We start from the raw sequence: 26,954 nt of genomic DNA on the forward strand, positions 1-26,954 counted from the left end.
TTCACCTCTCACAATTAATTCATTTATAAATACGACCAATAATCTATTGTTGGTCATACTCTATGTTTCGGATACTGCGAGTACGTCAGACAACTTAATTCCGCCTACTCCACGCAAATTCAAAATGGCTCCTGTTGCCGTTGTGCCTAAAGACACGCTGGCAACATGGGCATAAGTCGATACCGCTAAATCTTCCGATGTTCCATCCACCTTACCGCTGGCCTTAATGGCATAATTACCTGCTTCAACAGGTTCGCCATTTTTATCTAAACCATCCCAAGTGACATCAACATTGCCGCCTTCACTGCCATCAACAGTAAAACTCTTAATAAGCTGGCCGGATTCATCTTCCACCCTAACCGTAATAGACTCGATTGCCGATGGTGTACTGATCACAGCTTTAATCTCAGGGCTTTCAGTAGATATAGCGCCAGTATCAGAAGGAATAAGCACTTTACGTCCAACTAAACTTGAAGCTTGTAATGCTTGGCTTGAGCTCATGACAGTATTAAGGTTAAGAATTTCATCATTAAGATTTGAAATACCATCGACTGTCGAGAATGATGCCATTTGCGCAATCATTTGGTCATTGTCAACGGGCTCAAATGGATCCTGCATTGACAACTGTTGACTAAGTAAAGCAAAAAAATCCTCTTGCTTTAACATCTGATCATTAGCTTCAGGTATCGCACTTTCTTCTGGTAGACGGATGCTATCTAGAAAAACATTACCTGTTGTAGTCGTCGTTGTATTTGTCTGTACCGAACTTTTCGTTGCAGCACTTGTGTTAGAAGCACTACTGGACTGTTGCGGTAAAGACTGACTGTAAGCATTAACGAGGCTCATTGTTACCTCCTTGAATAATCATACTATTTACCCATCCTTAGTGTTTGTTGCAACATAGTCTTAGTCGCATCAGCCACTTGAACATTCATTTGATAAGAGCGTGATGCAGAAATCATATCTGCCATTTCTTCCATTACATTAACATTGGGTTTGTAGATAAACCCCTCATTATCTGCCATTGGATGGTCTGGTGAATATTCTTTTTGCAATGGTTTGTCACTTTCGACAATGCCTTTAACAGTGACTCCTGGTGAGTCATTTTGCTGGCTATTGGCTTTCATTAATTCGGCTTCAAAAACGGGATGACGTGCACGATAGGTTTTATCTACGCTACTCGACACAGAATCTGCATTGGCAATATTACTGGCGGTGGTGTTCAACCGTACAGACTGCGCAGACATACCCGAGCCAGATACATTTAAAATATTAAATAAACTCATAATTAATCACCCCGCAATGCTTTAGTCATGCCAGAAAATTTACTTTCAAGAAACCCTAATGACATTTGATATTCCAGCGCATTTTGCATAAATGCTGCTTGCTCTTTTTGCGTGTCGACAGTATTACCATCACCGGTATCGGCTTGAGTAGGTACACGATATTGAACATGTTGTTGGCTTAATGCCGTTAAATCGAAATGTTTATCTGTGGTTTTACTCATACTCAAGCCCTTCTGATGTGAGCTTGCCGCTTGCATCGCAGAAGCAAAATCAACATCTTTAGCTTTATAATGAGGAGTATTGGCATTGGCGATATTACTTGAAATAACTTCTGCTCTTTGAGCTCTTACGCCCAACGAGTATTGGTGAACACCTAATGCATTATCGAAATTAATCGCCATAAAATTGCCTCCATCAGCTAACTGATAGGAATAAAGCAAAGGTTATGCCAATAATTAATTTTTTACGAATAAAAAGATAAAAACAAACATACCGACGAATGCCGGCATGATAATTAGGTTAAGCTATTATTTTAACTACACTTTCTTTTGATAATAAATACCAGGGTTACAACGAACCATATTAAATTCATCGCTCAAACCCGCAAGAGATTCTGACGCACCTAAAAATAAAATCCCTTTTGGATTAAGTGCGGCAGCAAATTGCCGCAAAATTTTAGCTTTTGCCTCTGGCCCAAAATAAATCAATACATTACGGCAAAAGATAATATCGTACTTGCCTAATAGACTATAGTTTTCAAGGAGATTGTGGGCCCTAAAATTAACTAAACGCTTAACATTATCTTTCACTTTCATATTGCCTGACGGCAAGGTATCAAAAAACTGACGTTTACGTTCTTCAGACAAACCGCGAGCTAGGGCTAAACCATCATATTCAGCATTCTTGCAGCGGTCTAACATTGAAGGTGATAAATCAGTTGCCTGGATAGCAGCCCCCCCAGGTAAAGCGCCAGGTTTACGTTGCTGATACTCCAACACAGTCATGGCTAAAGAATAAGGTTCTTGCCCAGAAGAGCACGCCGCCGACCATATTTTCAATGGTCGACCAAGCTTACTGTACTCAGGTAACAGAGTATTGTGCAGTAATTCAAATGGATAACGGTCTCGAAACCATAAGGTTTCATTTGTCGTCATTGCATCTATCACTTCAGCGCGTAATTGACGTTCTGTCGGTTTCATTGACTTTTTAACCACCTCAGATAAAGAAGGTAAATTATACTTTCCCATCAGTGGAGCTAAACGACTGCGCACTAAATATTGTTTATTCTCACCTAACACAATACCGCTATGCTGTTCTAAAAACAGCCTAAATTGATTGTACTCTGCTTCAGCAAGTGATTTATCTGTCACATTATCTTCCTAAATATACGAGCTTATGAGATAAAATATCAATATTGGCTTTATAAGCTCAAATGTTTGTTAACCGCTGCGGCTAATTCATCAGGGTTAAACTTGGCAATAAAGTCGTTAGCCCCTACTTTCTCTACCATTGCTTGGTTAAACACACCACTTAATGATGTATGCAATACTACTTTTATGTTCTTTAATTTTGGATCATCGCGAATTTCTGCAGTTAGTGTATAACCATCCATTTCTGGCATTTCAATATCAGAAATAATAAGCGGGATTTCAACAGATACATCATCCATTTCAGTCGCTATACTTTTCAGTTTAAGTAACGCTTCCTTACCATCTTTGGCTGTATCAATTTGTAGATTTAAGGACTCTAATGAGCGAATAATTTGTTTACGAGCCACTGTTGAATCATCAATAACCATAATATGATAATGTTGATCTCTATCAATGGTTAATGTTTCATTGACCTCTTTACTGATCGAAGTCTTAACCGGTGAAATTTCATCGAGAATTTTTTCAACATCTAAAATCTCAACCAACTCACCTTCTATTTCAGTGACAGCCGTTAAATATGATGAACGACCAGAACCTTGTGGAGGAGGCATAATCGCTTCCCAGTTCATGTTGATAATACGTTCAACAGAACTCACTAAAAAGCCTTGAACGCTTCGGTTATATTCTGAAATGATAATAAAACAATTTTCGGTCGATGTCAGCGGACGTCCGCCTGTTGCCGCACTTAAATCGATAACAGAAATGGTTGCACCACGAATATGAGCAACACCTTTAACAAAACGGTTTAATTTAGGTAACGTTGTCAGTGGTGGGCATTGCAATACCTCTTTCACTTTAAACACGTTAATCCCAAATCTTTGGCGGCCATTAAGCCTAAACAATAGCAACTCTAGTCTGTTTTGCCCGACAAGTTGAGTACGTTTATTTACTGATTCTAAAATGCTCGACATAAAACAGCCTTGTAGTTAACGGTCACCCAAAAGGATAAATTGTGCTTTGAAATTATAGTAAACCTAGGTTTAACATAATACGGTTAATATATCTCGCTACTGATGACAAGTTCAACTTGAGTATAAACTATCACCAACCTAGCGAATACTTATCAATTGATCGAATTTAAAAGTGGGCATGTAATTTGCTTTAAATAGCATTGACTCATACTCACCATAAACCGACACTTTTTTGACGAAAGGATAATGCTATTATCATATCCTTAGACCTTTTATTCTTAACTTCTTACATATGCCGAGATAACTCGCATATTTTTCGTTTTTCAAAGTATAGGTGTATTCTGGCGAAACAAGCTAGTATCTTCATTATGAAAGTATTTTTTTTATGTTTTTTGTGCTCAATAACCTTTTTTTCGCCAGTATTTGCTAGTGAAGAGATAGTAACACCTACATTATCGACCATTTACGCATTAGCTAAAGAGACTGTCGCCAAAAAAATTGAGGCTGACTCAAAAGCCAAAATCCAAATTACCCCACAAAATCTTGAAGGTAGAATAAATCCGCCGCGATGTTATCCACCTATCAATGTAGAACTTGCCAGTGAGAGAGCTATTAGCCGTAATAATATGGTAAAAATAAGCTGCGATAGTCCTGACTATGACTACCCATGGCAAATGTACATCTCAGTTCGAGTTGAAATAAAATATCCAGTCGTAGTCGCTAATCAGTTACTTTCTAAAGATCAAATCATTGATCAACATCGCTTACAGGTAATGTACGTTGACCAATATAATTTAAAAGGCCAATATTTTTCTAATACGTCTACATTAATCGGTTCACGAGTGAAGCGTCGTGTTAGCAAAGACTCGCCAATAACTACTAATAATCTGTGTTTTGTTTGCAAAGGTGACAATGTTTCTATTTATGCAAAAACCGCTAATGTTCAAATCAAAACCCTTGGAGAAGCATTGCGAGACGGTAACATTGGTGAAGTGATCAGAGTCAAAAATAGTAATACAGAGAAACAATTTGATGCAGTGGTAATTGGCGTTGGCGAAGTTGAAGTAAGAATGTAAAATAAAGCTAAAGTTTTTTCCTGGGGTGTCGATAGCCTGTTTGGAAAACCTGATTCATTACGCTGGAGCCTCCCATGGCAATTGACATTAAGCATAACACTACTAACAATACACAAATGCGCACTGCTCGTGATATGCAGTCTGCTTCGCAATCTAATACGACTGCAGCACCAAAATCAGCTGCACCAGTTAAAACAGATTCCGTAAGCATTACCTCTCAAGCTCAACAGCTTCAGAGCGCGCAAACTAAAATGGCATCGTTACCGGAAGTCGACCAAAAAAAGGTCGCAGAAATAAAGCAAGCTATCTCTGAAGGACGCTATAAAGTCGATCCAGAAAAGCTAGCCGCGAATATTGCTAGTTTTGAAGCAGAGCTAGGCAGTTTATCGTTTAATAAAGAGTAACCGTTAAACGTTACTCTTTAATTTGTTTTAACGACACAGAGACAATAGGTGCAACCTTGCATTATAGTGAAGTGTTAGTTAAGAAAACCTAAGAGTAATTTATGACCGTACTAAATGAACAGCTAAATGAACAGCCAAATGGACTGCTTCACGATGAACTTCGTGAGTTATTAGACAGCCAGAATAAGACGTTAGTACAGCTAAGGCAGCTTATTTCCGAAGAAAAATCGGCATTATCTAAACAAGATGCAGACAAACTGTTAGCACTTTCTAAAGACAAAACTCAATGTTTATTCAACATGAAAACTACTGACGAAAAATTAGCAAATCATCCTCAGCACACTCTCCTTTCCACCGATCCAGAGTTAATCGCAAAAGTTGCACAAGCTAGAACTATTCTTGCAGAATGCAAAGATATAAACAGCCAAAATGCCAGTTTAATTGAGCTAAATATTGCCAGTCTCAATCGATTTGCCCAAGCACTGCAAGCCAGCCGTAATGCATCAAGTTTAACCTATAATGGCAAAGGTAAAACCTCTACTATTTCGACGCTTGGTAATGACTTTTCAGCTTAATTTGTCAGCCGAATACTTATCAATTAGCACTGCGACCTCACTAGTCGCCCTTCATTACTGTTGTAACATGCTAAAAGCCTAGAATCTAGGACGCTTCGCGGCTAGATACTATACAATCTTAGCAGCGTAGCGACACTAGTTAGAGGCTTTCCCTAGCATTGCTTCACGTAAACTTTGTTGTGCAGCCCCTTCGCCTAACCAAATCTTAAGTAATGCCTGACGAAAAGCCTCACCCACTATCTCACCCTGAACCTGACCATTTTTTATGCTGGTCACGCCCTTACCTTTTTGAGTAACAAAAGTAAATTGATCACCTTCAACAATTTCATCAGCAAATAGCTGTGTAAAATGTTCAATGTCTTTGGCAATAAAATGCGTGTCATTGTCGGTAGCGGAATCAAATCCTTCTGTTATGCCGTTACGCATTTTATTTGAAGAGATCATTCCAGAAGTGATGGTTAACTGGATCACAGCAATAGGCTGTGCCAGTACATCATCTAAGGTTTGCACTTTTTTAGGTAAGTACAAACTACCCACATATAAATCCATGAAAAACTTACTGCGCACCCCTGCACCATTCAATACTAATGGTTGCTCTGCTGCAGTCATTTGTTCTGCTACATCAACATCTGCAATTGTGCTAGCTTGTGCCAACAAAGGCAGCATTAACGATAAGCTCAAACCAATTGAAGCTAATAATTTCATATAAACTCTCTAAAAAAGCTGTAAAAAAACGGCAACAATATCGGCCATTGAGTCAACAACCGTAACGTAGGTTTGATTAATTAACCGCGAACGCCTAATTTATATTGGCCATTCTGTAGAAACATCAATGCTTGCTTGTGCTTTGGCGAGATAAGAATTGGACCATCATCAAAAAATAAAAAGCACTTCCAATTACGCACAAACACATCCCAACGCGTTTCAACTATTTGGTACTTTTCATAACAAAAATACACCACAGCATCTGCAGGCCACTGAATATGTTCAATTATTGCTTCTGGCATCGCATTATCATGAGAGTCCCACGCAGCTTGCCAGTGCTCAGTTGCCGTCCAGGCATCTTGCTTCGCTGGCCAGTCACCCTTTTCGAATAATTCTGCGCGACTGCTCTTATTGCTTATCCACTTATCCCACACTTCCATGGCACTTTTATCGGTCAATGGCTTAATCAGCGCCTTATCATCATCTGATACAGGCAAATCTTTATGGTTAAAAATCCACTTACGCTTATAAAGATCAAACGGAATATATGAATATGACAAACAATTGCTCCTAGCAACAAAAAATGAAACACAATTATAGCGCTAAAGCTGATCAGACTGCGATAGCGAGGCTGAGAAATGATGAGGTGATTTGCAGAAAAACTAACAGGCACTAAACGAGAGCGTATTTTAGCCGAGCATGAAGTGAAGCGATTACTTGAAGCCCTAGAACTTGAGCTACCTATTTACCGTGATGTGGTAATGATGTTGCTATTAACAGGCCAGCGTAAAAGCTGTGTGTTTAGCATGGAGTGGCGCGAGATAGATCATCAGCGTGGTATTTGGCTTATCCCAACCAGTAAAATGAAAGTTAAAAAGCCTCATGCTGTGCCACTGACAAAAGAAGCGATGGACATTCTTACCAGACGCAGCCAAGAAGCAGTAAAAGGTGAGCGCTTTGTATTCCCGAGTGAGCGCAGTCAATCAGGCCATATTATCGAAAAGGCAGGTAAAGGCAGCTTCTGGCATCGCATTACAGAACGTGCAGAGCTTCGCGGTACAGAAAATGCCTACACTTTCAAAAGAGTTGTCACCATTTAAGGCGAACCATAGCCAGCTGGAGCGTCATGCGTGGCGGTCGCTTTAGATATCAAAAATCAAACAACTAGTAAACGACTAGGACATAGCATTAGGGATTTAAACAAGAGCCAGTATCACAGCCAGCACTTATATCCATTTAGATATTGAACATGTTAGGGCTGAATTGGGTATTACTACAGCTCATCTGCTTGGAACTTTTCAGCAGGTATCGAAAGTGGATAGGCTTGTTGGAGAAATAAAACAGCTCTCTGAAGATGAAAAGAGAGAGCTGTTTGAAAAGTTAAGCTAGTTTGAAGCTATGACTTAATAGCAACTTTTTCAGTTTTAGCCTCTTCAACTTTATGTGTATGAAGAATACCGTCATGTGAATGTTTTTCTTGGTTGCTAGTATCAGTTTTTGCAATCCCATTGTGGTAATGATAACCAGTACAAAGTCCTTTATCTATTGATGCTTGACTACAGTTGTGACCACCGTTTTTATCAGTTCTTCCGCTATGTGCGAATGACATGGGGACGGCCAATACAAACAAAAGCGAAGCCAGTATTAATTTATTCATATTTTCTCTACTTAAGGTAAACAGCTAGTTCTAAATTCTTTTAAAACAATACCTTGATAGCAATAAAAAGGATTATTAACAACATAAACATTGAATATTTATATGATCTAATGCCCAAAACTATAAATAATTCATATAGATTAACGATCACTCACTATTATCGTTAAAACTTAAACAAAGTTGAACCGTCTAACTCTTTTTCTGTTTTTTCACAACGTCAAATTTTCGCTCAACAGTTAACTTGCTGCTAGTTAAATGTCCTTTTTGGATAAGCATCATAACGCCAAAAAATATACAAATTACACCAGATATATAGCCACTTATCGCAATTAAAAACATTTCAGCTTGTGACTGTGTCAATAAAAGAATGAACACACCAATGCCTGACAGGATTACATACGCAGTAGCTAACTTTAGGTGTTCAAGATTTCTTACCGCTTTTGATGAATATTTATCTGAATATCTAAAAGAATCCATTTTTTCAGATATTTCTATATATCTCTCCTGATCACTATAAGCTTTTATGTATTCAAAAGCATGAGGTGTATCAATAAACCACTTCACTTCATCTAGAGTTAACTCTCTTTTGCTAATACAGTTAATAGCAGCACATATAACAGGATAACTTTTACTATTATAATCAGCAAGATACCCTTTTATCTCTTTGAATATTTCATACCTTTTTAGCTTGCCTGAGTTTTTGTATGTTAAAAGGTGAGTTATAGTTAAGGGGATCCCAAAAATTGCACCGAAACCTGAAATTAACTTCAAAACTGCATCTAATTCCATTTAATACTCCTAATTATCTTGTGTCAGGTAATTAAAACAATCCTGATATTTTTTAAAAGAAGCCATGGCATTAGCAATAATCAGCGGGTTCTGAGTCTGATGAGACCAAAAGTACCCTGCGACTCCGCTGAGTTGGTTAGAATTTTTAAGGACATTTTCCAAGAGTATGACTGGGTAGCCCTGCTTCTTACGGCTGATGACATGTATGCCTCCATGGATATAAGAACTGAGAGACCTGTATGAGTTTTCTTTGAATTCAAGTAGCGGTTGAAGTGCATTTTGTGGGGCTTTGCCTTCCATCGCTTTCATCATTTCACCGACCATAGGTATTGAATTAGCCGCTTGAGCAGACTCGTTTGTAAGCTCTGAAAGTAATTTATCCACCATAATGTCTGATGCAGCGAAAATGAGCCAATGCGCTCTGACTAAAGCCTCATATTGGAGCCTTAACAGACCTAATGCTGATGTAAAGGCATTAGCGTGCATTAGAATTTTAATACTCAAAGCATGCTCCATAACAACTGCGCAGAGAATACGAGCACCATCAGTTCGTTTCGATTTTTGTGTTTCAGGATGTCCTAGCAGTCCATTAACAAAGTTTTCGAACTCAGCAGAGCGAGAGAGAAGCTGATCCATGCTTAACCTAATTATTCATAAACGTTAAGTCTACTAAATATTTACAAAGGGATCTACGAGAACTGTTAGGCTATATAGATTAACAATCAGCACCTACTCTAATTTCGATATTGAACATGCTGAACAAGAACTTGGCATCACTACAGCACATTTATCAGGCACCGTTCAACATGAGTCAAAGGTAAATAAGCTAGTAAAGGAAATCGAACTACACTCCGCTGACGAAAGAAAGAAGCGGTTGTTTTTTTGTCAACCAATGTTAACAATTTAGATTTATAAATTAATTTAATATCATTTTAAAAATAACACACTAAAAATCAAAAACTAGATTTTATGGGCAGAAAACAACTCTCAAAGCTAAACAATGAGAGTTGTTAAATCATTTAGTTTAATTCATCAAATTTAAAAGTGTAATTATCTTTTATTTCTTCTAACAATTAATGCTTTCGAAATTATTGCACTATAAGCAATCACTCCATTAGTACCCATTTCTGATTCAGAGATTTGGATAATATGACGCCCTATAGTTACAGGGTTTAGTCCTTCTTTTATTGACTCTGATGTCAATGCATCAATACTTAAAGAATATTCGCTTAGTTCTTGCTTTAAACTCAATTCAGACTGAAAGTTACTTATATGTGAGTGTGTTGAGTTGCTAGTGTCTGTACTCGATATTTTTTCAACTTGTTCATTTAAAAGTTTCTTAGAGACTTTTTTAATATCTTCAGAAGCTCGCTTCTTTATTAAAAAAGATTGGCCAACATCTGACTTTAACCATTCATAGTTATAAGTTTTACTTCGAGCTATATATTCTTCATTCGCAACACTTTCAACTATGCCAAATGGAAAAAAAACAAGCTTATTATTATACATTCCCAAGAAATCTAGTTGAGATACAGGGCATTTCCACGTCATATGATTTGAATACTCAAAACTGTTTGCTTCTTCACCGATAGAAATAAGGTATAAGCGTTTTGCCTCTTTTATTATATATGCTTCATCTTGGACTTTTTCCAGAGGTTTTGTATCAGTCTTAGCCCCTAAAATTGCTCCAGCCATTGTTGCTATCGAATCAGTATCTGTCCACAGCTCATTTACAATAACTTTAATTATCTCATCTATTTGCATTTCTTCTGATAATAAGCACGCCGCGGATGCAGCTAAAGCAGTTAAAGTACCTGACCCTCTTGTTTCACTTTTATACAGATCAAGAACTTGAGCCAGATCTTTATAATTTCTAGTTGCACCTGCATACCAGTCTTCAACTAAGCTTATGAGCTCACCTAGTTCATTGAAAACAAGATAATAACTTTCTATCAATGTTATAGGGGACACACTTTCGTAATGTGACATCCAAATTGTATTGAGATTATTATCTTGGGAAATAATCCTTGGTATTTCTAAAGTCCATTGATTAAAAGTCTTAAACTCTTCAATACTAGGAAGTCTTCGATAAAAAAGTGTGTATGACAAGCATAAAGCATGAAATACAGAACCTGCAATTGCCCTTGGATGTCCATGTGTAGTAAGACTATTTTTAATGACATCAGGTAGAAAAATATCGGGATCATCAAGTTGTACAGCGCTCCAAACATGAGGTTGGATTCTCATTGCTGCGCCATTCCCACCACTATTTAGATAACTAACTTTATCTGTCTCATAAAAGTTGTTATACCAAGCAATATTATTTTTTGCTAATGAACCTGCTGCCACCTTGGAGCCTCTTCCAGCTCCAAGGGCATAAGACTGCCATACTGGTAATTCAATTTTTGAAAAGGAATGAATAGAAAAATGACCATTTCCCATAATAGCTCTTGATGTTGCTAGACGCAGCTGTGTATCGTCAGAATACGAACCTTTAGGAAGATTAATTGTTGTACCAAATTGTCCACCTATTTGCCTTTTCCAGTCAATTAAGCCTTTAATTGTAACGATCCCTGTCCGAGATTTTATAATTTTAGTGTCTGCTAACTCGGTTATGAAGCCTAATGCATCTCCATACGCTGCCCATAGTGCAGAATTTATAATTTGTTCCTCTGATACATTGGTCATGAGGCTTAGTCCTTAAATTTTTTTGAACATATCAGGTGCTATAACTACATCATAGTCTTTATTTAAAGCGGCTAAAATGCCTTTGACTGAATGTTTATTATCTTCATTTCTTACATATATTTTTAGCAAATGAGATATTGAGCAACCATCAGGATAAAGAACCTCAGCTTGTTCACAAGTTGTCCATGAAGGTAAATGATGTTCGGTTCGCAACATATTCACTTGAAACTTACCTACTATCGATTCAGAAAACATTTTATCAAACCCAATAAGACCAGGCTCTCTGGTGCATGATGGGTAAATATTATTTGTAGTAGTAAAAACAACTTTATCATCATTAAGTATTTTAATCGAGAATGACAATATCACCCAAAAAATTGTCTGTGATCTTCTCCTTTGTTGTGAGTATGAAAAAAACTCATGATTAACTTTTGTTATGGAAAAATTCACAAAATCAAGCCACTTTTTATCCCTTTCTTTACGTTGCTCTGAATTTTGGCTAAATATAAATTCTAATGTGTTCTCTTCTTTTAGCCTAGCATTAGGAAGCAAGAACTCTGAATGTAGGATTCCTATTAGACCTTCATTGGTTGTAAAATGAATAATTTCATCAATACCTCTCGATATTGCCGATTTCTCAATTTCCATATTTTATGGCCTCGAAAGTTATTTTATCAAAAAGAGATATAAAAGAAGGTTTAGTTTCGCTCGAATAACCAATAATTACATTCTCTTTAGCTCTAGTTATGCCCATAGAAATTAATCTTATTGTAGATGAATAGTTTATATCCTCTGAGTCACTTTCATTAAAGATAAAATGACTATGTTGTAACCCCATAATAAAAACAAAATCGAACTCAAGTCCTTTTGCAGAGTGAATTGTTGATAGCGCAACATTTGCGCTTGATTCTGGCCAGTTATTTGTTCTTGATATCTCAATGTAGTCAATACTTTCACGATTTAGAATCGTCTTGATATAATCAAACCAGCCCCCACCTTTGGGATGAAGAAAACCAATCGATTGAGAGTTCAAATCTATATTATCTTTTATATATGCAACGATATGGCTCATTTGATATTTAAATCGACCTTCAACAATCTGAGGTATTCTACCTTGTCGTGTTATCTTGTCGATATTGGATAACGTAGCATCATTATCGAAAGAAATACTTGAATTCTCGATAAACCTTTTTACAAAACTAGCTATTTGAATGGTGTTCCGATAGTTTCTTTCAAGACGAAAAGATGATGAGTCATTAATGCCAACATCTTTCCATGTAAATCCTCTTTTATAAATTCGCTGCGCACTGTCAAGGACAATAATAGTAAAAGAAAGTGGGCTTAGTTGCTTTATTATTGATCGAAGTTGATTAGCTGAAAAATCTTGAGCTTCATCAATGATTGCAATATCTATATTTTCAAAAACAGTTTCACTACCAATTACAGATAGGTCATCCCAATCAACTAAAAGATTTTCACTCTTAAATTTTAAATAAGGATATATAACTTCATCTAATATTCTTCTTCGTAAAAAATGATCTACACGCGGCAGAATACCTCTCCCTGTTCTTTCAATTGTTATATAACTCTCTAAATCATTGTGAAGTAACAGTCCAAGAACATATTCTACTTCGTCAATTAAAAAATCAGAAAGCAAAGGTATACAGCCTGCTAACTCCTTTATCTTTTTACTTTTTACCACTTCACTTATTATATTGTTTTTTGACAATGCTTTCTCATTTAAATATTTACCTAATGTTGTCACCTCAACATTTAACTCACCAGGTTTAGCTTTAATTGTAAGTGATATATCTTTTGCTAATTGAGAAACATACGCTGCAAGAGTTCTATTAAATGAGAATACTTTAACGTTTATTGTCGGTGAATCATTTTTCTCTCTAGAAACATCAAGTAAATATCCTAATGCTGTTCGTAACATCAAAAGCGAAGTTGTTGTTTTACCACTCCCAGCAGCTCCTTTGATTATCCTAATACCAGGAGTTGGGATTGTAATTAGCTTTAATTGCTCAGGTGTTGGCTTTACTTGTTGTAAATTTTTCATGTGCTACATCATCCATAATATTCATGAGTATAAAAATTTCTTAGCCCTATATCATAAGCATTTGATGTCAAGGATATTTTTCCTGCACTATTCTTAGATATTTACTCGCTAACTTATCCTACTCGCATCAGAGATTAATTAAAACTATCGAATATATTTTAAATCCCTCATTTATCTAAAGTACACTTATTGACAGAACTCCAAGTTAGAGCGATTAGGCTCAATCTTCCCATTAGCCTGTGAATAGCTTAACGTCCGCTCATGTACTCTAGTCACGATTTCAACACCTAAAGCGACAATGCCTTTTAACTGCACTATAAGCTCATCACCATAACGATTCGTTGCAAATTGTCTTTCATCAGTTTGTATGTGGGAATTTTCAGTAATTGCCGTGTTTTCAGCAGCATTGATTCCAGAATCACATTCTTGGATTATTTCAGGATTTCCTGGAACTAATTGTTGGCTGAATCCCGCGCGATTAGTAGCATTTGCAGCATTGGTTTCAGCATTGGATTCAGTAATAGTTGAGTGACTAGATGCAGGCTGATAGCCTGCATCCTTAGTCTTTTCGTGGGGAATGCCGAATTTTTGATGACTTAATTGAATATCGCTTAGCTTTTTATATTGGTAAAGCAATCTAATAACTTGATCATCACGCTTACAAAATACGCCGCCCATCAGCTCTGTGTAACGACTCCAATCTGAGTCATCTGCGGCTTGCCTAATTTGATCTACCCACTCTAGGCTTTCGTCAGTGATTTTACTTAGCCGTCTTAATTCACGCCAAGGTGTTACCCCTACTCCACCAATTTGCTGAAATTGACGAATGCCCCGTCACAGGGTGTGACGGTATTGATTTATAACCATTTATACTTGTGACCAGTAGCTATTAGGTTTTGCTTTAATCTGTTTTTCATTTCATCACTCGCCCTGAAATAAACAGATTTAATATCATTGTCGTAAGCGTCTTGGCTAAATCCTCGTTCTTTTGCTTTGTCATACCACTCATGGCCTAAGTCAAATTCACCCGTTGAAAGGTAAACTGCGCCTAACAAGGTACATGGCCTGAAGTTCAATGGCATCACTTTATGTGCTTCTAAACCAAGTTTAATTGAATTCACATAATCCTTTAAGTCTCTACAAACGCCACCGTATGTGGTTAATAAAGCTGATTTTAATTTCTTTTCATTCTTGGGAATATTGAATGGATATGAATCATCTAACGCTTTTTTTATTATAGTCAGCACCTCAGCTTTTCTATATGCAGCACTAGCATTAACCAACTCCCAAGATAAGCTATTTTTTTTCCAATTTTGATAATGTTGATGGGCTAACTGAAGGTGATATTTCTGTACGACAAGTTCAGTTGAAAAACCAACACTATCTAGCCATTTGAACTCTTCAAGGGTAATTATCTTTTTACGAAGTTGGGTCAATAGCTTATCTACACGAGAGTTTTTTTTGATGCCATAAAGTTCAAAATCTTCAAAATCAACACGGCTTGCTTTGAATTCTTCTGCTTCTTCTCTAAGTTGATTCTGTAACATTTCAGCTTTTGCTTTAGCTTCAGATAAAACTTTAGCTTTTCGTTCAAGAATGTCCTGCCGTTTTAGTTCTTCAATTTCATCGAGTTTCGATTGGTAATGAGAAATAACAACATCAACAACATTTTTATTGGCTTCTTGTGATAACTCTGTATGGCTTGTTGTAAGCCTTCTTTTTGTTTCCACTTTAAGTTTAAGGCCATCACAAATTAAACTTTCAAGCTTATCTGAAACGCTTTCTTTTGAATTAACAGTCCTGAAAAGCTGACGTGTCGTTTTCCCTAGCGCAACTGACAAAATTTCAAGATCAGATTCTAAAACACAAATATCGTGTTGATATATATATTTCACAAAAAGGTCAATGTAGGTATTTAAAAGGGGATACTTAGATTTTGGAAATAGCAGTTGAGCTTGAGAGATCTGTTTATTAATCACAGTAAAAAACCATTTTATTTAGTTGATTTAATATGCTTGCTCAGCCAAGAGTTGATTGTTCTGATTGCCTGATATGATGAAGTAAAAGCGTAATCGACGCTTTTGCATATTCCATCGTATGGTCAACCATAGCTTGCGCTGCTTGGTGGGGATTAGCATAATTTTTCTGAGTATAAAACTGTATAGCAAAAGCTTCTACTTTATCTTTTTTGGCATACCGTTTATCCCTGCCTGTTTTCCAGCTTTCAATTAGCATGTCCTGACGAATTTAAAATATTAACCAACTGCGTTTTCAATGCTTCAGGCATTTCGGTTAGAAGTTCTTCTAACTGATTATCGACTTCAGACTTGTGAGGTTTAGTTTGTAGGTTAGACTCTTTCTTGAGGTTCATTACACAATACTTCCATGTTTTAGCTTTAATAGAAAACTATTGGAAATACGCTTAAATGTCCATGATTGAGTTCAAACTATCGAAAAGCGGAGTTTTGAAGAGTGCTCGAAAAAAAATTCCAAAAAAGTGGTTTCCAGAGGCGGCACATAGGCGGCACAACTTTTGACGATTTTATTAAGCTATTGATTTTTAAGACAAGAAGAGGTGTTATGGTCTCCCCACAGGGACTCGAACCCCGATCGGCCGCTTAGGAGGCGGCTGATATAAGCAACAACTAATAATATTAATCTAATAAAATCATGAATATATAAAAAGCATTAAACTCCATATCATTTTACATATCATTTTTATTGAAGAAAAATATTAGGATTGATAAATAATTGGTACTGAATTTAGGAATGGCTGGTTAACGTTTTAGATAAGGCTTTTATCATTGGGGTGCTGTGCAATTAAGCTATTTTTCTATTTATAGACCCAAATAGGTTAAAGAAATGGTGTCCCGAGCAGGATTCGAACCTGCGGCATTCTCCTTAGGAGGGAGACACTCTATCCAGCTGAGTTATCGGGACATATTTTACTGCGTGCACTATACTAAACTTTCTAGCTTTTCTACAATAATTTGACCATCTTTTTTCATAATAGATTTAACACTTCGGTGTTTTTCAAGGTAGTTGGCACTCTTTACTAAAATTTCAATTGTCGTACTAAACCAAATAGTCAGACCGTTTGCCGCCACGTGGTATGGACTTTCTCTTAATGGAGCTTTTGATCCCCCAGAGCAATGCAAAGAATTTAGAGTTGAAGATCTTACTGAGTTCGAGAATGGCTAATTAAAAAGGCACATGAGTCGCCACAGTTAAAGGTAGAGGAAAAGTGTCTCGCACTCAAATGGTCAAAGAAATGAAACAAGGGCAGCATCCTGACACCCATATATATAAGAGAAATGGGGTTGAATACGCAAGGAACAATCCGACCCACGACAAACCAGATAACATCAATGATTAACCTAAGTGCTTAAAGTACATTTATAGGTCTTACTTCACCTATTGACAAAGCTTCGAGTCAGATGTTGTATTTTTTTATCCATTAGCGCATGTATGGTAAACGTAATTAGCTAAAGACGACTCAACTTGGTGAGTAAACAGGGGCATAAATGAGTCAGCTTGGCTAACCAATTTCTGGACAAATCCTTGTTAGAGTTATTGCACTAGTTGATAGTGATAATCATTAGATTTTGTAGGGGAAATGAAGGAATCTAACAGATGCCCTCACTCCGTTGGCCTTCACATGTGCAACCCACAGAAGTTTTATCTTTTAGTTCGGCCAAATTGACTATTTCACTACGTCGCAGACTATTACGACATACATCATGCCGCCCACCACAAGTTAACCTATTGTTTTTAAACCAAGAAAAATAAAGTTGATTTTAAATACCCTTGTTTATACCCTAGAAAGTTAAAAACTTTTGGACACAATATTTTTTTGCTCTACAAACTTGATATTGACTTGATTGATAATCATGTTTCAAACTCAAACACGTTTGTTATTGAATTAATAATATCACCCTCACGCTGTATACCGACTAACTCACCTGACTCCTTATCCAACCACAGATGATTAATAGTAGAGAAGCAGTTAATATCTACAGGGTGCAATGCATTGGGATTGTGGTACATAACGACACTTTCAGACCAACTTTCTTCGTAACTTGGATCGTCTACATCAATAGCGAATGGCACTGGCCCTAAAGATTTGGGATCAGAGTGTAATTTAACTCCAACTCTCTGCATTTTAATATTCTCGCCACCAAGACCAGCTAACTTACCCATACGATTGAATTTAGTTATGGTTGCAGTGTTAGTGAAAAGAACAGCACTAATATTTTCTGCATTCTCAGAATTAAAGAAATTTGAAGGAATGGTTTTACCTTGCCAGCTATGAGTTTCAATTGTTTCTTCATAAATGGACCTTTTCCCATCAATTTCTACAACTATTGCTCTTTTACCATATAAATATTCAACTAGTGCATTTCTACTCCAGGTCATGGAACCTGGCATATGGTAATCGTGAATAGCTATAATGAGTGGTTTCCCTTGTACATGTGGCTTTTCCCAGTATTTCTTCTGTAGTTTTGTAAACAAGCTACTACCAAATTTTATAGGCATATAGTCATCGCACAACTTCTGCATATCCACATCATTTTGAGGAGATGGGGGATCTGGTCTTTCTGAATTTTGGCTCGGGTTAACAGTGACAGCTTCAATGCAGAATTGCTTTCCAAAGAATGAAACTAGGTAGTCGGGAGCGTTATAGTCCTGATTAAACTCAAAACCACTATCATATAAGAAAATATATAGAAATAACTCCCAAAGTCTGGCATCGAATCCATGCGTTTGAAACTCTTTTATGTAGTTACCATCAACATCAACATAACTATAAACAGCTTCTACTATTAAGTTTCTGGCTGCTTCCATTCTTTTTTCTGTAACTAAAACTCTAAAATATTCATGCTGCTTATCTTCATCTACTTTAGGAGCTAAAATGTCGTGTGGTGGAGAAGTTTCGTCTCCTTGTTCATAATAATCATTCCCATCATTAACTAGGGAGTTCATTTTTTGTACTAGCTTTTCCTCAGCGTCTTCTATTGTTGGATGGCTCCATGATATGTCCCAAGCACGAAAAAGTTTACGAGCATCACGAACTAAAATAACAAAATTATAGTCTTTATCCGTATTATCTAGAAGTAAGGTAGCTAATACTTTTCGATCACCAGCCTCATACCACTTTATTTCATTACTGATAGTTATTACAAGTGGCTGTCTAGCATAACAATATGCGTTAAACTGATTTTTTGTTATTTCTCTCATTAACCATCCTTAGATAGATACTAGGTATTAAGTCTAATCACAAAACACTAGCTATAAACTCAACCCTGCCCCATTTTTTCTCAACCATTCTTTACGCTCACGATAGTCTGGCATAATCTTATCAACTTCATTCCAGAAAGCATCTGAATGGTTGCGTTGATGCATATGACATAGCTCGTGGACGATTATGTAATCTATGATCTTCGATGGAGCCATCATGCATTTCCAATGGAAATTAAGGGCACCTGATTTACTGCAACTAGCCCAGCGAAAGCTCATGTCTTTAACGTTAATGGAAGAAGCTGTTACTCCAATTTTTGGGGCATAATATTTCACTCGCTCAGAAATCCGTTGAAAGCCTTTATCTGCATAATAAACCTCAAACGCTTTCTTCGCTGCTGATGAACCGCCTGTATCAACTAACTGCCGTTTTAAACAAAATCTACCTTCAATTAGTTTAAGTGGCTCCGCTTGTTCAGTTATTAATGCTAAGCGATAAGCGCGACCCAAATAAAGGAAGGTTTCACCGTTTACCCATTCACGAACGACTGCCGTGGAGTTCAAATCACGCCATTCGGCTAAGTTACGGTAAATCCACATACGCTTACTTTTAACCACCGCATCAACTTGTTCTGGCGTATAATTTGATGGTGGTCGAACTGCTATAATACCGTTGCGTTCAATAACAATATCAGTTGTTTTGCGATCAGCGCCTGGCATTAGCTGATATTCAATGTCTAGTACTTTTCTAGCATTCATCAGTTAGCACCCTCATTATTATGCTGAACAAGTGCATCATGTCTGTTTTTAGCTAACTTCATAATTTCAATAGCTACTCTTTCTCTGTTTTGTTTTAACTCAGCAATGCCCGTTAAGGTTAACGCTGTTTTTATTTCACTGCGTATTCTTTTCTGTTTATTCGGGTTGTTCCAAAAGTCAATACTGCCAATACTTGCCTGCAACGTTTCGACAATAGCCTCCATTAACACCTTCATCTTGGCTTTAGACTCAGAAGGTACTTTCCCGCCTTCAAAAGCTTGGCTAGCAATGTGTTCGTAAAAGGTAGTCGCTTCTTTGCTCATGCCTTCTTCGCCTTGCTTACGCCCTTCTTTTGCTTCTGTACGAAGCTTATCTAGCTCTTCGGCAAGTTTTTCCCATTGATCTTGATATTGCGTGATTAATTTTTCGACTTTTTCAGACAGGCTCTTATAAAACGCGGGGTCTTCATCATGATGAACCGTGCAATGTTTGCGAATAGCATGTTCCATTTCACTGGCTTTAGCTTCTTCATTGCCGCCTGCATTTTTATTCAGGTTTGCGATAAAGTTTTCAGACAGTAATTCAACAGGATCAACTTTAGGGTTAATGCCTAAATTGATTAAATGTTCATTTATCAGGTCTTTAACCTTCGCTCCAGCATCACCCAAATTTAAGCTGGTGTCTTTGTAGCGCTCTTTAGTTACCCGTAAAATGTAACCCAATCGTTTAGCTGGCACACGATACTTGTGTGCAGCCTGATGCGGCAAAATAATATCTAAACTCATTAAGAATTTTTTCAGATAAACATCAAAGTCGGCACGTATCTTTTCATCTTTCAATAATTTAACCGCTTCATGCACAACCGCAGCATCTGCTTGAATATTTGGTAATTCACCTTCAACAAATTCTCGTACTTTTAAGATTTTGTGCTGAGCAAACAATTGTAATATGCGTTGATAACGCTCTTCTAGCACTGGCATTTCAGAGGCGATACTTTTAAAGCCATTAGCTAACTCTTGTTGTTCGTCTGCGGCAGCATATAAGGTTAAGGCGTCAGTCAAATTTTCTGTCAAACCAATGTAATCGATAACATAGCCACGATGTTTGCCTTTCTTCACGCGATTGGTTCGAGCAATCGCTTGCAACAAGGTATGTTCACTGAGCTTTTTGTCTATGTACATCACTTGTTCAATCGGTGCATCAAAGCCTGTCAGCAACATGTCGCACACAATTAAAAATGCGATTCCGGTGTGCACTTTGTCGGGGTCATCTAAATCGAACGACCGACAAAAATTATCAACTGCATTCCATTCTTTTGCTTGTTTACGTGCTTTGGTTATATAGGCGGCTTCATTAGTTCCGTCACCTGAAATAACCACAGCCGCCTTTAAAAATTCAATACGTTTAATTTGTTCCAGGTCAGGATGTGCTTCAGCCTTTAACGCTGCAACATGCTCACTCAAAGCTGAATGAATTGCTGTTTGATAGCGCACAGCAGCCAGTTTAGAAAAACACACAACCTGAGCTTTAAACTGATTAGGGTAAATGTGCTCTAAATAATGTTTAACAATGTCTTTACCTATGGCATTAATACGGTTTTCAGCTTCTTGAATATCGCCTGTTGCACCATACTTTTTCTTAATCGCTAATATTTCTTCGTCACTGCGCCCTTTAAATAGGTTTTCGAAGCTCGTTTCAAATCCATGTTTATCGTTAAGGGCATCATCTGAGGTGCGTCCTTCGTATAATATCTGCAAAGTGGTGCCGTCTTTTACTGCATCCATCAACTTATATTCGTCAATGTAAGTGCCAAAACGTTTGTGGGTTTTCTTGGCTCCATGACGTTCAGTAATTAACGGCGTACCGGTAAATGCAATACGGGCAGCATTAGGAAAGGCCTCAAAAATGTTGTCACCTAAATCTGAGCCTTGAGTACGATGCGCTTCGTCAATCATTAATACGATACGCGACGAATTATTCACTACGCCAAAGGTTTGTTTTGTCGGCATAGCTTGGTAAGTGCCTAAGGCCTCTGCAACGGTGTTAGGCAAGGTTTCATCACGCAGCTGAAACTTATGCACCATTACCATATTAATGTCTGAGCTGTCCGCTGAGAGATGCTCACGCAAGTCTTTGCGACTTTCAATGGTATTTACCCGCCCACCAATAATGGTTGCGGTGGTTGCCAGTTGATCTTCAAGATCAACGCGGTCATTAATCAGCAGTATTTTATAATCATTAAGATCACGAGATACCCGCAGCATTCTCGCTACAAATACCATGGTTAAACTTTTACCTGAGCCTTGGGTATGCCAAACCACACCGCTTTTATCTTGTACCGTTTTGCCATCACGCAAGCGGGCAATTATCTTATTCGCGGCTCTAAATTGCTGATAGCGACATACCACTTTAATACGAGGTCCACTGTCGGTGTCCATAAATACCGAGCAGGTTCTAAGCATATTAAGCAGATTAGTTTTATTTAACATGCCATTGATCAGTTGCTGTTGTTGGTTCCAGCCTTCAGTGATGTCGTCCTGTAGCGGCCACTGAGTTTTCCAAGGATAAAAATGCTCTTCACCAGAGGTTATGGTGCCGTAGTCGGCCTCAACACCACTGGAGCGGATTAACATCATTGAGGTGTGGAATAACCTTGGTTCACCTTCTTTTAAGCTGTGATCTTGGGTAGCTTTGCGCTTGTTCATATATCGTTGTAGCTGCTCAAAGGCCTCTGCCATTGGGTTAGCGCAAGTAGGTCCGCCTTTTTTACACTCAACCACTATTAACGGGATGCCGTTTATGAACAATACAATATCGGGAATAATAAACTGCTTTATACAACCAGGAGTATCAATGCGAAACTGGTTAATAGCATGAAAAACGTTGTTCTGAGGGTTAACAAAATCAATCAATTTAACTATCGGATCTTGTTCACCCGTTAGCTCATTAACATCAACTTGGGACTTAAATAATAACTTTTGAATCGCCTCGTTGGCTTCAAGCAAGGTTCTGTTTGGTTGGCGTGATATCTGGTCTTGTAAATCTTGCAACTGCTTATCACTTAACCAAGGTTTGCCGTCATTGGTGGTATTAATCATTGCAACGGCTTTGGCAAATACATCAGGCAACAACCACTGTCGAAAGTTTTGCCGTAAGCTCAGTACTGGGTTTTGCGGTATTCCCTCACTTTGGTCGATACTAATCCAACTAAGCTCTGCTAATTGTTGCAGAAAGGGCTGTTCTACTTCAGTATATTCAGACACAAACAGCCTCATCATCTTGTGTTGAAACAGTTTTTTTTCCTGTGAGTAAATCGTGCATTAACCCTGCTTTGATTTTGTTATATTTATTCAGCTTATTGCGCTCACTTACAATTTTATTAGTTATCGCCGCATAGCGTTTTAATATCTCGTTTTGCTCATCAATAGGCGGAAATGGCAATTTCAATTCTTTAAGAGTCTTTGATTGGATCGCATCCATAATTCCTCCCTGAGTTTCTCGTCGAAACCATGCCTTTACCCAAGAAGCATAATTTAACTGCCAACATATCAATTCTGGAATCACTTTGTCTGCGTCCAGGGTCATAGTCCAAAGATGCTTGGACGATAATGCTTTTTCAATATTATCAGGGATCACTGCGCTCCTTCCAACAGTACCCATAATCGTTATCACTACATCTTTAGGTCTTACAGCATACTTATTGAGTTCATTAAACTTTCGTTCGGAAACAAATCTTTTGTAATTGGGAACAAATTTTTCAATATGAATATTATCAATACCAAGAAAAGGGATTCCATCTTCGACTAGCTCAGATTTCAACAAAGCACTACCAAATGGACCACTTCTCATATTATTTGAGACAGTAGCCAAAACATTTTCTAAAGTATCGCATTTCCATCCAATTGGTAACCAACCTAACACAGTTTCATGATAAAGCTCGGGGGCTTGCTCACTGCGCCGGCGTAGTTTGCTATCTGGACCAATACCACGAGTAAACAAGTCTTGCATCAAACCTGTTTTTATTTGCTGATACTTTTCAATTATTTCTTCAGTTTTTTCAATTGTTTGGTCGATTGTAGATAAAATTTTGACTATTTTTAGCCGAAAACTTATATCTATGGGAAAATGTATCGGAATCTTATTGATTGCCTGCATATCAAGCATCAATACTGTGGTTCCTCTAGCATATTTGTGCATCCAACGTCGATATTCATCAATGTTTAACAGATAATAGAGAAAATGAGCATCGATTTCGTCGGTTAATCTCAATCGAGTAACATGATGAGAAAAAAGCACGGGATCATTTCTAATATACTCAGGTAGATAAGCTGGGATACCCACTATATCTCCGTCTAAGGTGACATCAGTGTTAGCTATAAGAAGGTCTTTATCATTTGCCAAATCATCTTGTTTGAAACCGCCGTTGAAAAACTTCAATCCATTTTTATTAAAACCACCACCTTTTTTAAATGATTTCATATTTACATATGGCAAACCCTCATCACGCTCAACTAACATATGTGCGGAATAGGTTATCCCGCGCCTTGCAATTGCCAACGAGCCTAAAGGTTTTTTAGTATAACTAGGAAGATTACTCATACCCCAACTCCATCATAAAGGCCTGAAGTTGTTCAGAAGCTGAATTGCGTTCTTGCTCAATAGTCTTCGCGGTAACGGCATATTTTAATGATAAATTTTCAATGGCTTTTATGCATGCTCGTTGGTCAGCTCGAAGGTAGACCTTATAGGTATTCAGTAAGGTTAAACGTAAACGTTCGATTATAACGATGCGAGCTTCATCGTTTGAAATATTTCCTCGGGCACTTTGCACCAAGTCATCTCGTTTATCTTCAATACCTTTGATATTGGCTTTAATAGTTTTTACTTCGTCTTCTAATACTTTGTGTCGCTCAAGGCTTGTAGTGATTGATAAGCTACGCTCATAGGCTAACTTGCCTTGTGTGACAGCTTGTTTAAGAGGTTCAAGATATTCTGAGTGGTGATTTTGTTGTTTAGCAAGTTCAAAAATACGCAGACCGTTAGCAAATTCAGGATCTTTTTGCCCTAGCCCCTCAGTGCAATAAAAGGCTTTCTTTGCACCTTGTGGCAGTAAGCTAGCTGAGTGAAGCTCGATGAAGATATTAGCGCATAATGCTTTTAACTCTTTTAGCTGTGCCTTCCAATCTGCATTGACAACCTTTAAATCCGATTTTTTATTTTTAACGTCTTCAGATGGCATGACACCACTGTCTTCTGTGTCGTCAAAGTCTTCTTCATCGGCAGCAGCAAACAGCGATTGCAATTCAGCCAAACGAGATTGAGACTGTTCTAGCTCTTGTAATACTTCAGGAAATTGGCTTTGCAATATGTCTTCGTCAGGAATTAATTCTGGCCCCCAACCGCTGGCTGCAATGGATTTGAAATCGCTTTTTAGTCCATCAACATATTTCGCAAAAGCTCCCCGCACTTGAGAGTTAGTTAGTAAATTTTGCCCGGCTAATTCTTTCTCAATACTGGTAAGCAATTGGCTACGCATAACATAAACATTATTACCATGCACATCGTGTTGGTTTTCAGGGTCGGGTGCGAGTGCTTCAACAATAGGTAAGTTTCGCTGCCACCATGCTTCGAGCTGTTGAATTATTTGCTCGTGTCGTGAGGCAACACTTTGATGAGTTGTTACAAAATCAGCAATGTCGCGTTTGTCTTTAATCACCGGCGCTAAATCGACATAAATTTGGTCTTTAGGCACAAAGGCATCATCACGCAATTGCGGATAGTTAGACCAAAAGTGCTCTAAGTTATCGACCTCAGAAATTGGCACACCACCGTGCAAATGCGCTCGCACATCATGAGGTTCTGGCGCTGGAGCATTATCCACATAGCGGCGAATATTGCAGTTGTACTCTTCTTTCGCAATCTCAGTATTAGGGACTAATCGAGCATAGGCAGGAATATTGTCACCTGAACGATAAGCATGGATGATTTTATCAATATCCTCTGCTCGTAGGTGGTTTTGCGCCTTATCTTCACGATATTCGCGATCAGCATTAATAAACAACACATGATCGCGATTGGCAGCACCTACTTTATTCATGACTAAAATACACGCAGGAATTCCTGTGCCATAAAATAAGTTACCAGGTAAACCGATAACAGCTTCAAGATAACCGTTATTAATAAAATGTTTACGTGCATCGCGCTCTTCACCACTACGGAACAACACACCATGAGGCATGACCGTAGCTAATCGGCCATCGTGTTTGAGCACAGCAAGCATGTGCTGCACAAACATTAAGTCGGCTTTTTTTCCTTTTTCCGGCAACATAACCGAAAATCGCCCCGGAAATTTAAGGTCTTTTTTAATGAAGTTTTGACTAAAAGGAGGGTTGGCAACCACGCGATCAAAACGTTTAAGCTCGTTGTTGTCGTCTAAATGCTGAGGTTCGCGCAGTGTATCTTCTTGGCGAATATCGGCATGAGAAATGCCATGTAATAACATGTTCATTTTACAAATAGACCACGTTGTGCCGATTTTTTCTTGACCGTTTAAAGTCATTTCGTCGGCACTGCCACCGTTTTCGCGTAAATAGTCGCGCATTTGAATCAGCATGCCACCAGACCCAACAGTCGGATCGTATATGCTCATGCCTTCTTGTGGATCACATATTTCAACACATAGGCGCACAACTTCGGCAGGGGTATAAAACTCTCCTGCTTTTTTGCCTGCTGAATCAGCAAAGTATTTAATCAGCCATTCGTAAGCTGCGCCAAGAAGATCGGGGAATTCAAAGTCTTCATCTTTTAAGGGTATCTTTTCGAAGTTTTGAACAAAATCTGCAAGGGTGTCGTCGTCTAGAGTTCGCGAGCCAATTTTGCGGTTGAAGTTAATGCTCTTTAATACATCTTGTAATGCTTCTGGGTTAGCATCTTCTATCGCTTCTAATGCTTTGTTGAGGGTTGTACCGACGTTTTCTTTAACGTGCTTTAATGCGGGACGCCTTACAAATTGCTTAGTTGGATTACCATGTTGGTCTAATACAATGTTGCCTGCTTGGTCTTTAACTACAACTTCTTCATCCCAACTCTCATTCCAGCGTGCTCTTGGAGGCACAAAAAAATACTGACCAGCATAATTATCAGCATCTGCTAATTCAATTTCGATATCGGCATCTAACATGCCTTGTTTTTTATATTCAGCTTTAAGTTCAACTCGACGCTGATCAAACAAGTCACTCGCGCGCTTCAGAAACAACATACCGAAGATGTACTCTTTATACTCACTTGCGTCCATGCTGCCACGTAAGTCATCACAGGCCGTCATAAGGAGGCTTTCAAGGCGTGATAAGGTTAGTTTTAATTTCATTTGATATG

At 38.0% G+C, this 26,954-nt stretch carries 26 protein-coding genes and 1 tRNA gene; 4 read left to right on the forward strand and 23 right to left on the reverse strand.

The features are described from left to right. Positions 1 to 60 precede the first annotated feature (60 nt). The 5 genes from flgD to ABIS04_RS13175 all read right to left on the reverse strand — a co-directional run bounded on the left by flgD (position 61) and on the right by ABIS04_RS13175 (position 3,627). Positions 61 to 846: a flagellar hook assembly protein FlgD gene (gene flgD, locus ABIS04_RS13155; RefSeq protein WP_350431339.1), complete on the reverse strand. Its 786-nt coding sequence runs from the start codon at positions 844 to 846 to the stop codon at positions 61 to 63. Between the two features lie 23 nt (positions 847 to 869). Next, on the reverse strand, positions 870 to 1,286 hold the full coding sequence (gene flgC, locus ABIS04_RS13160) for a flagellar basal body rod protein FlgC (RefSeq protein ID WP_140234700.1): 417 nt from the start codon (positions 1,284 to 1,286) through the stop codon (positions 870 to 872). Between the two features lie 2 nt (positions 1,287 to 1,288). Then, on the reverse strand, positions 1,289 to 1,687 hold the full coding sequence (gene flgB, locus ABIS04_RS13165) for a flagellar basal body rod protein FlgB (protein WP_350431340.1): 399 nt from the start codon (positions 1,685 to 1,687) through the stop codon (positions 1,289 to 1,291). 135 nt (positions 1,688 to 1,822) lie between these two features. Further along, a complete protein-coding gene (locus tag ABIS04_RS13170; RefSeq protein WP_350431341.1) occupies positions 1,823 to 2,656 on the reverse strand; it encodes a protein-glutamate O-methyltransferase CheR in 834 nt (277 codons plus the stop codon). 50 nt (positions 2,657 to 2,706) lie between these two features. Then, entirely contained in the window at positions 2,707 to 3,627 is a 921-nt protein-coding gene (locus ABIS04_RS13175) for a chemotaxis protein CheV (RefSeq protein ID WP_350431342.1), read from the reverse strand. A gap of 368 nt (positions 3,628 to 3,995) precedes the next feature. On the opposite strand from ABIS04_RS13175, the gene flgA reads away from it, so the two are divergent. From flgA to ABIS04_RS13190, 3 genes are all read left to right on the forward strand, one after another. Continuing rightward, positions 3,996 to 4,703 (forward strand): flagellar basal body P-ring formation chaperone FlgA, encoded by a 708-nt coding sequence (gene flgA / locus ABIS04_RS13180; RefSeq protein ID WP_350431343.1) that lies wholly within the window; start codon positions 3,996 to 3,998, stop codon positions 4,701 to 4,703. A 74-nt stretch (positions 4,704 to 4,777) separates the two neighbouring features. Further along, on the forward strand, positions 4,778 to 5,107 hold the full coding sequence (flgM, locus tag ABIS04_RS13185) for a flagellar biosynthesis anti-sigma factor FlgM (RefSeq protein ID WP_350431344.1): 330 nt from the start codon (positions 4,778 to 4,780) through the stop codon (positions 5,105 to 5,107). A 101-nt stretch (positions 5,108 to 5,208) separates the two neighbouring features. Beyond that, positions 5,209 to 5,682 (forward strand): flagellar protein FlgN, encoded by a 474-nt coding sequence (locus ABIS04_RS13190; RefSeq protein ID WP_350431345.1) that lies wholly within the window; start codon positions 5,209 to 5,211, stop codon positions 5,680 to 5,682. 135 nt (positions 5,683 to 5,817) lie between these two features. Here ABIS04_RS13190 and ABIS04_RS13195 read toward each other — a convergent pair whose 3' ends face one another. Beyond that, positions 5,818 to 6,387, reverse strand: a complete 570-nt coding sequence (locus ABIS04_RS13195) for a chalcone isomerase family protein (RefSeq protein WP_350431346.1) — start codon at positions 6,385 to 6,387, stop codon at positions 5,818 to 5,820. A gap of 80 nt (positions 6,388 to 6,467) precedes the next feature. Next, positions 6,468 to 6,947, reverse strand: coding sequence for a DUF2947 domain-containing protein (locus ABIS04_RS13200; protein WP_350431347.1), 480 nt, complete (start codon positions 6,945 to 6,947; stop codon positions 6,468 to 6,470). A gap of 144 nt (positions 6,948 to 7,091) precedes the next feature. Here ABIS04_RS13200 and ABIS04_RS13205 point away from each other — a divergent pair, with 144 nt between their 5' ends. Further along, entirely contained in the window at positions 7,092 to 7,487 is a 396-nt protein-coding gene (locus ABIS04_RS13205; RefSeq protein WP_350431348.1) for a tyrosine-type recombinase/integrase, read from the forward strand. A gap of 296 nt (positions 7,488 to 7,783) precedes the next feature. Here the strand turns inward: ABIS04_RS13205 and ABIS04_RS13210 are convergent, their stop codons facing one another. The 16 genes from ABIS04_RS13210 to ABIS04_RS13285 form a co-directional block, all read right to left on the reverse strand. Next, positions 7,784 to 8,044, reverse strand: a complete 261-nt coding sequence (locus ABIS04_RS13210) for a YHYH domain-containing protein (RefSeq protein WP_350431349.1) — start codon at positions 8,042 to 8,044, stop codon at positions 7,784 to 7,786. Between the two features lie 189 nt (positions 8,045 to 8,233). Beyond that, positions 8,234 to 8,833, reverse strand: a complete 600-nt coding sequence (locus tag ABIS04_RS13215; protein WP_350431350.1) for a hypothetical protein — start codon at positions 8,831 to 8,833, stop codon at positions 8,234 to 8,236. Between the two features lie 9 nt (positions 8,834 to 8,842). Continuing rightward, on the reverse strand, positions 8,843 to 9,469 hold the full coding sequence (locus ABIS04_RS13220; protein ID WP_350431351.1) for a DUF6988 family protein: 627 nt from the start codon (positions 9,467 to 9,469) through the stop codon (positions 8,843 to 8,845). A 414-nt stretch (positions 9,470 to 9,883) separates the two neighbouring features. After that, positions 9,884 to 11,521, reverse strand: a complete 1,638-nt coding sequence (locus tag ABIS04_RS13225; RefSeq protein ID WP_350431352.1) for an ADP-ribosylglycohydrolase family protein — start codon at positions 11,519 to 11,521, stop codon at positions 9,884 to 9,886. A 12-nt stretch (positions 11,522 to 11,533) separates the two neighbouring features. Further along, the gene (locus ABIS04_RS13230) at positions 11,534 to 12,169 is read right to left on the reverse strand and encodes a DarT ssDNA thymidine ADP-ribosyltransferase family protein (protein WP_350431353.1); all 636 of its coding nucleotides are present in this window, start codon (positions 12,167 to 12,169) and stop codon (positions 11,534 to 11,536) included. After that, complete coding sequence (locus ABIS04_RS13235) at positions 12,159 to 13,583, reverse strand: 3'-5' exonuclease (protein ID WP_350431354.1); 1,425 nt, start codon at positions 13,581 to 13,583, stop codon at positions 12,159 to 12,161. The genes ABIS04_RS13230 and ABIS04_RS13235 overlap by 11 nt, the downstream gene beginning before the upstream one ends. 186 nt (positions 13,584 to 13,769) lie before the next feature. Further along, positions 13,770 to 14,261 carry a hypothetical protein gene (locus ABIS04_RS13240; protein ID WP_350431355.1) on the reverse strand — a complete coding sequence of 164 codons (492 nt, stop codon included), beginning with the start codon at positions 14,259 to 14,261 and terminating at the stop codon, positions 13,770 to 13,772. 179 nt (positions 14,262 to 14,440) lie between these two features. Beyond that, positions 14,441 to 15,562 (reverse strand): hypothetical protein, encoded by a 1,122-nt coding sequence (locus tag ABIS04_RS13245; protein WP_350431356.1) that lies wholly within the window; start codon positions 15,560 to 15,562, stop codon positions 14,441 to 14,443. 40 nt (positions 15,563 to 15,602) lie between these two features. Further along, entirely contained in the window at positions 15,603 to 15,818 is a 216-nt protein-coding gene (locus ABIS04_RS13250; RefSeq protein WP_350431357.1) for a hypothetical protein, read from the reverse strand. After that, complete coding sequence (locus ABIS04_RS13255; protein ID WP_350431358.1) at positions 15,808 to 15,954, reverse strand: hypothetical protein; 147 nt, start codon at positions 15,952 to 15,954, stop codon at positions 15,808 to 15,810. Before ABIS04_RS13255 ends, ABIS04_RS13250 begins: the two co-directional genes overlap by 11 nt. Positions 15,955 to 16,446: 492 nt before the next feature. Then, positions 16,447 to 16,523 (reverse strand) — tRNA-Arg (locus ABIS04_RS13260). A 948-nt stretch (positions 16,524 to 17,471) separates the two neighbouring features. Then, positions 17,472 to 18,821 carry a hypothetical protein gene (locus tag ABIS04_RS13265; protein ID WP_350431359.1) on the reverse strand — a complete coding sequence of 450 codons (1,350 nt, stop codon included), beginning with the start codon at positions 18,819 to 18,821 and terminating at the stop codon, positions 17,472 to 17,474. 51 nt (positions 18,822 to 18,872) lie between these two features. Then, the gene (locus ABIS04_RS13270) at positions 18,873 to 19,580 is read right to left on the reverse strand and encodes a SprT family zinc-dependent metalloprotease (protein ID WP_350431360.1); all 708 of its coding nucleotides are present in this window, start codon (positions 19,578 to 19,580) and stop codon (positions 18,873 to 18,875) included. Beyond that, a complete protein-coding gene (locus ABIS04_RS13275) occupies positions 19,580 to 22,843 on the reverse strand; it encodes an HsdR family type I site-specific deoxyribonuclease (protein ID WP_350431361.1) in 3,264 nt (1,087 codons plus the stop codon). The genes ABIS04_RS13270 and ABIS04_RS13275 overlap by 1 nt, the downstream gene beginning before the upstream one ends. After that, on the reverse strand, positions 22,836 to 24,179 hold the full coding sequence (locus tag ABIS04_RS13280; RefSeq protein ID WP_350431362.1) for a restriction endonuclease subunit S: 1,344 nt from the start codon (positions 24,177 to 24,179) through the stop codon (positions 22,836 to 22,838). The genes ABIS04_RS13275 and ABIS04_RS13280 overlap by 8 nt, the downstream gene beginning before the upstream one ends. After that, positions 24,172 to 26,946 carry a class I SAM-dependent DNA methyltransferase gene (locus ABIS04_RS13285; RefSeq protein WP_350431363.1) on the reverse strand — a complete coding sequence of 925 codons (2,775 nt, stop codon included), beginning with the start codon at positions 26,944 to 26,946 and terminating at the stop codon, positions 24,172 to 24,174. The genes ABIS04_RS13280 and ABIS04_RS13285 overlap by 8 nt, the downstream gene beginning before the upstream one ends. Between the last annotated feature and the right edge of the window lie 8 nt (positions 26,947 to 26,954).

The sequence above is a fragment of the Shewanella sp. H8 genome (assembly GCF_040285065.1).
Lineage (GTDB): Bacteria > Pseudomonadota > Gammaproteobacteria > Enterobacterales > Shewanellaceae > Shewanella > Shewanella polaris.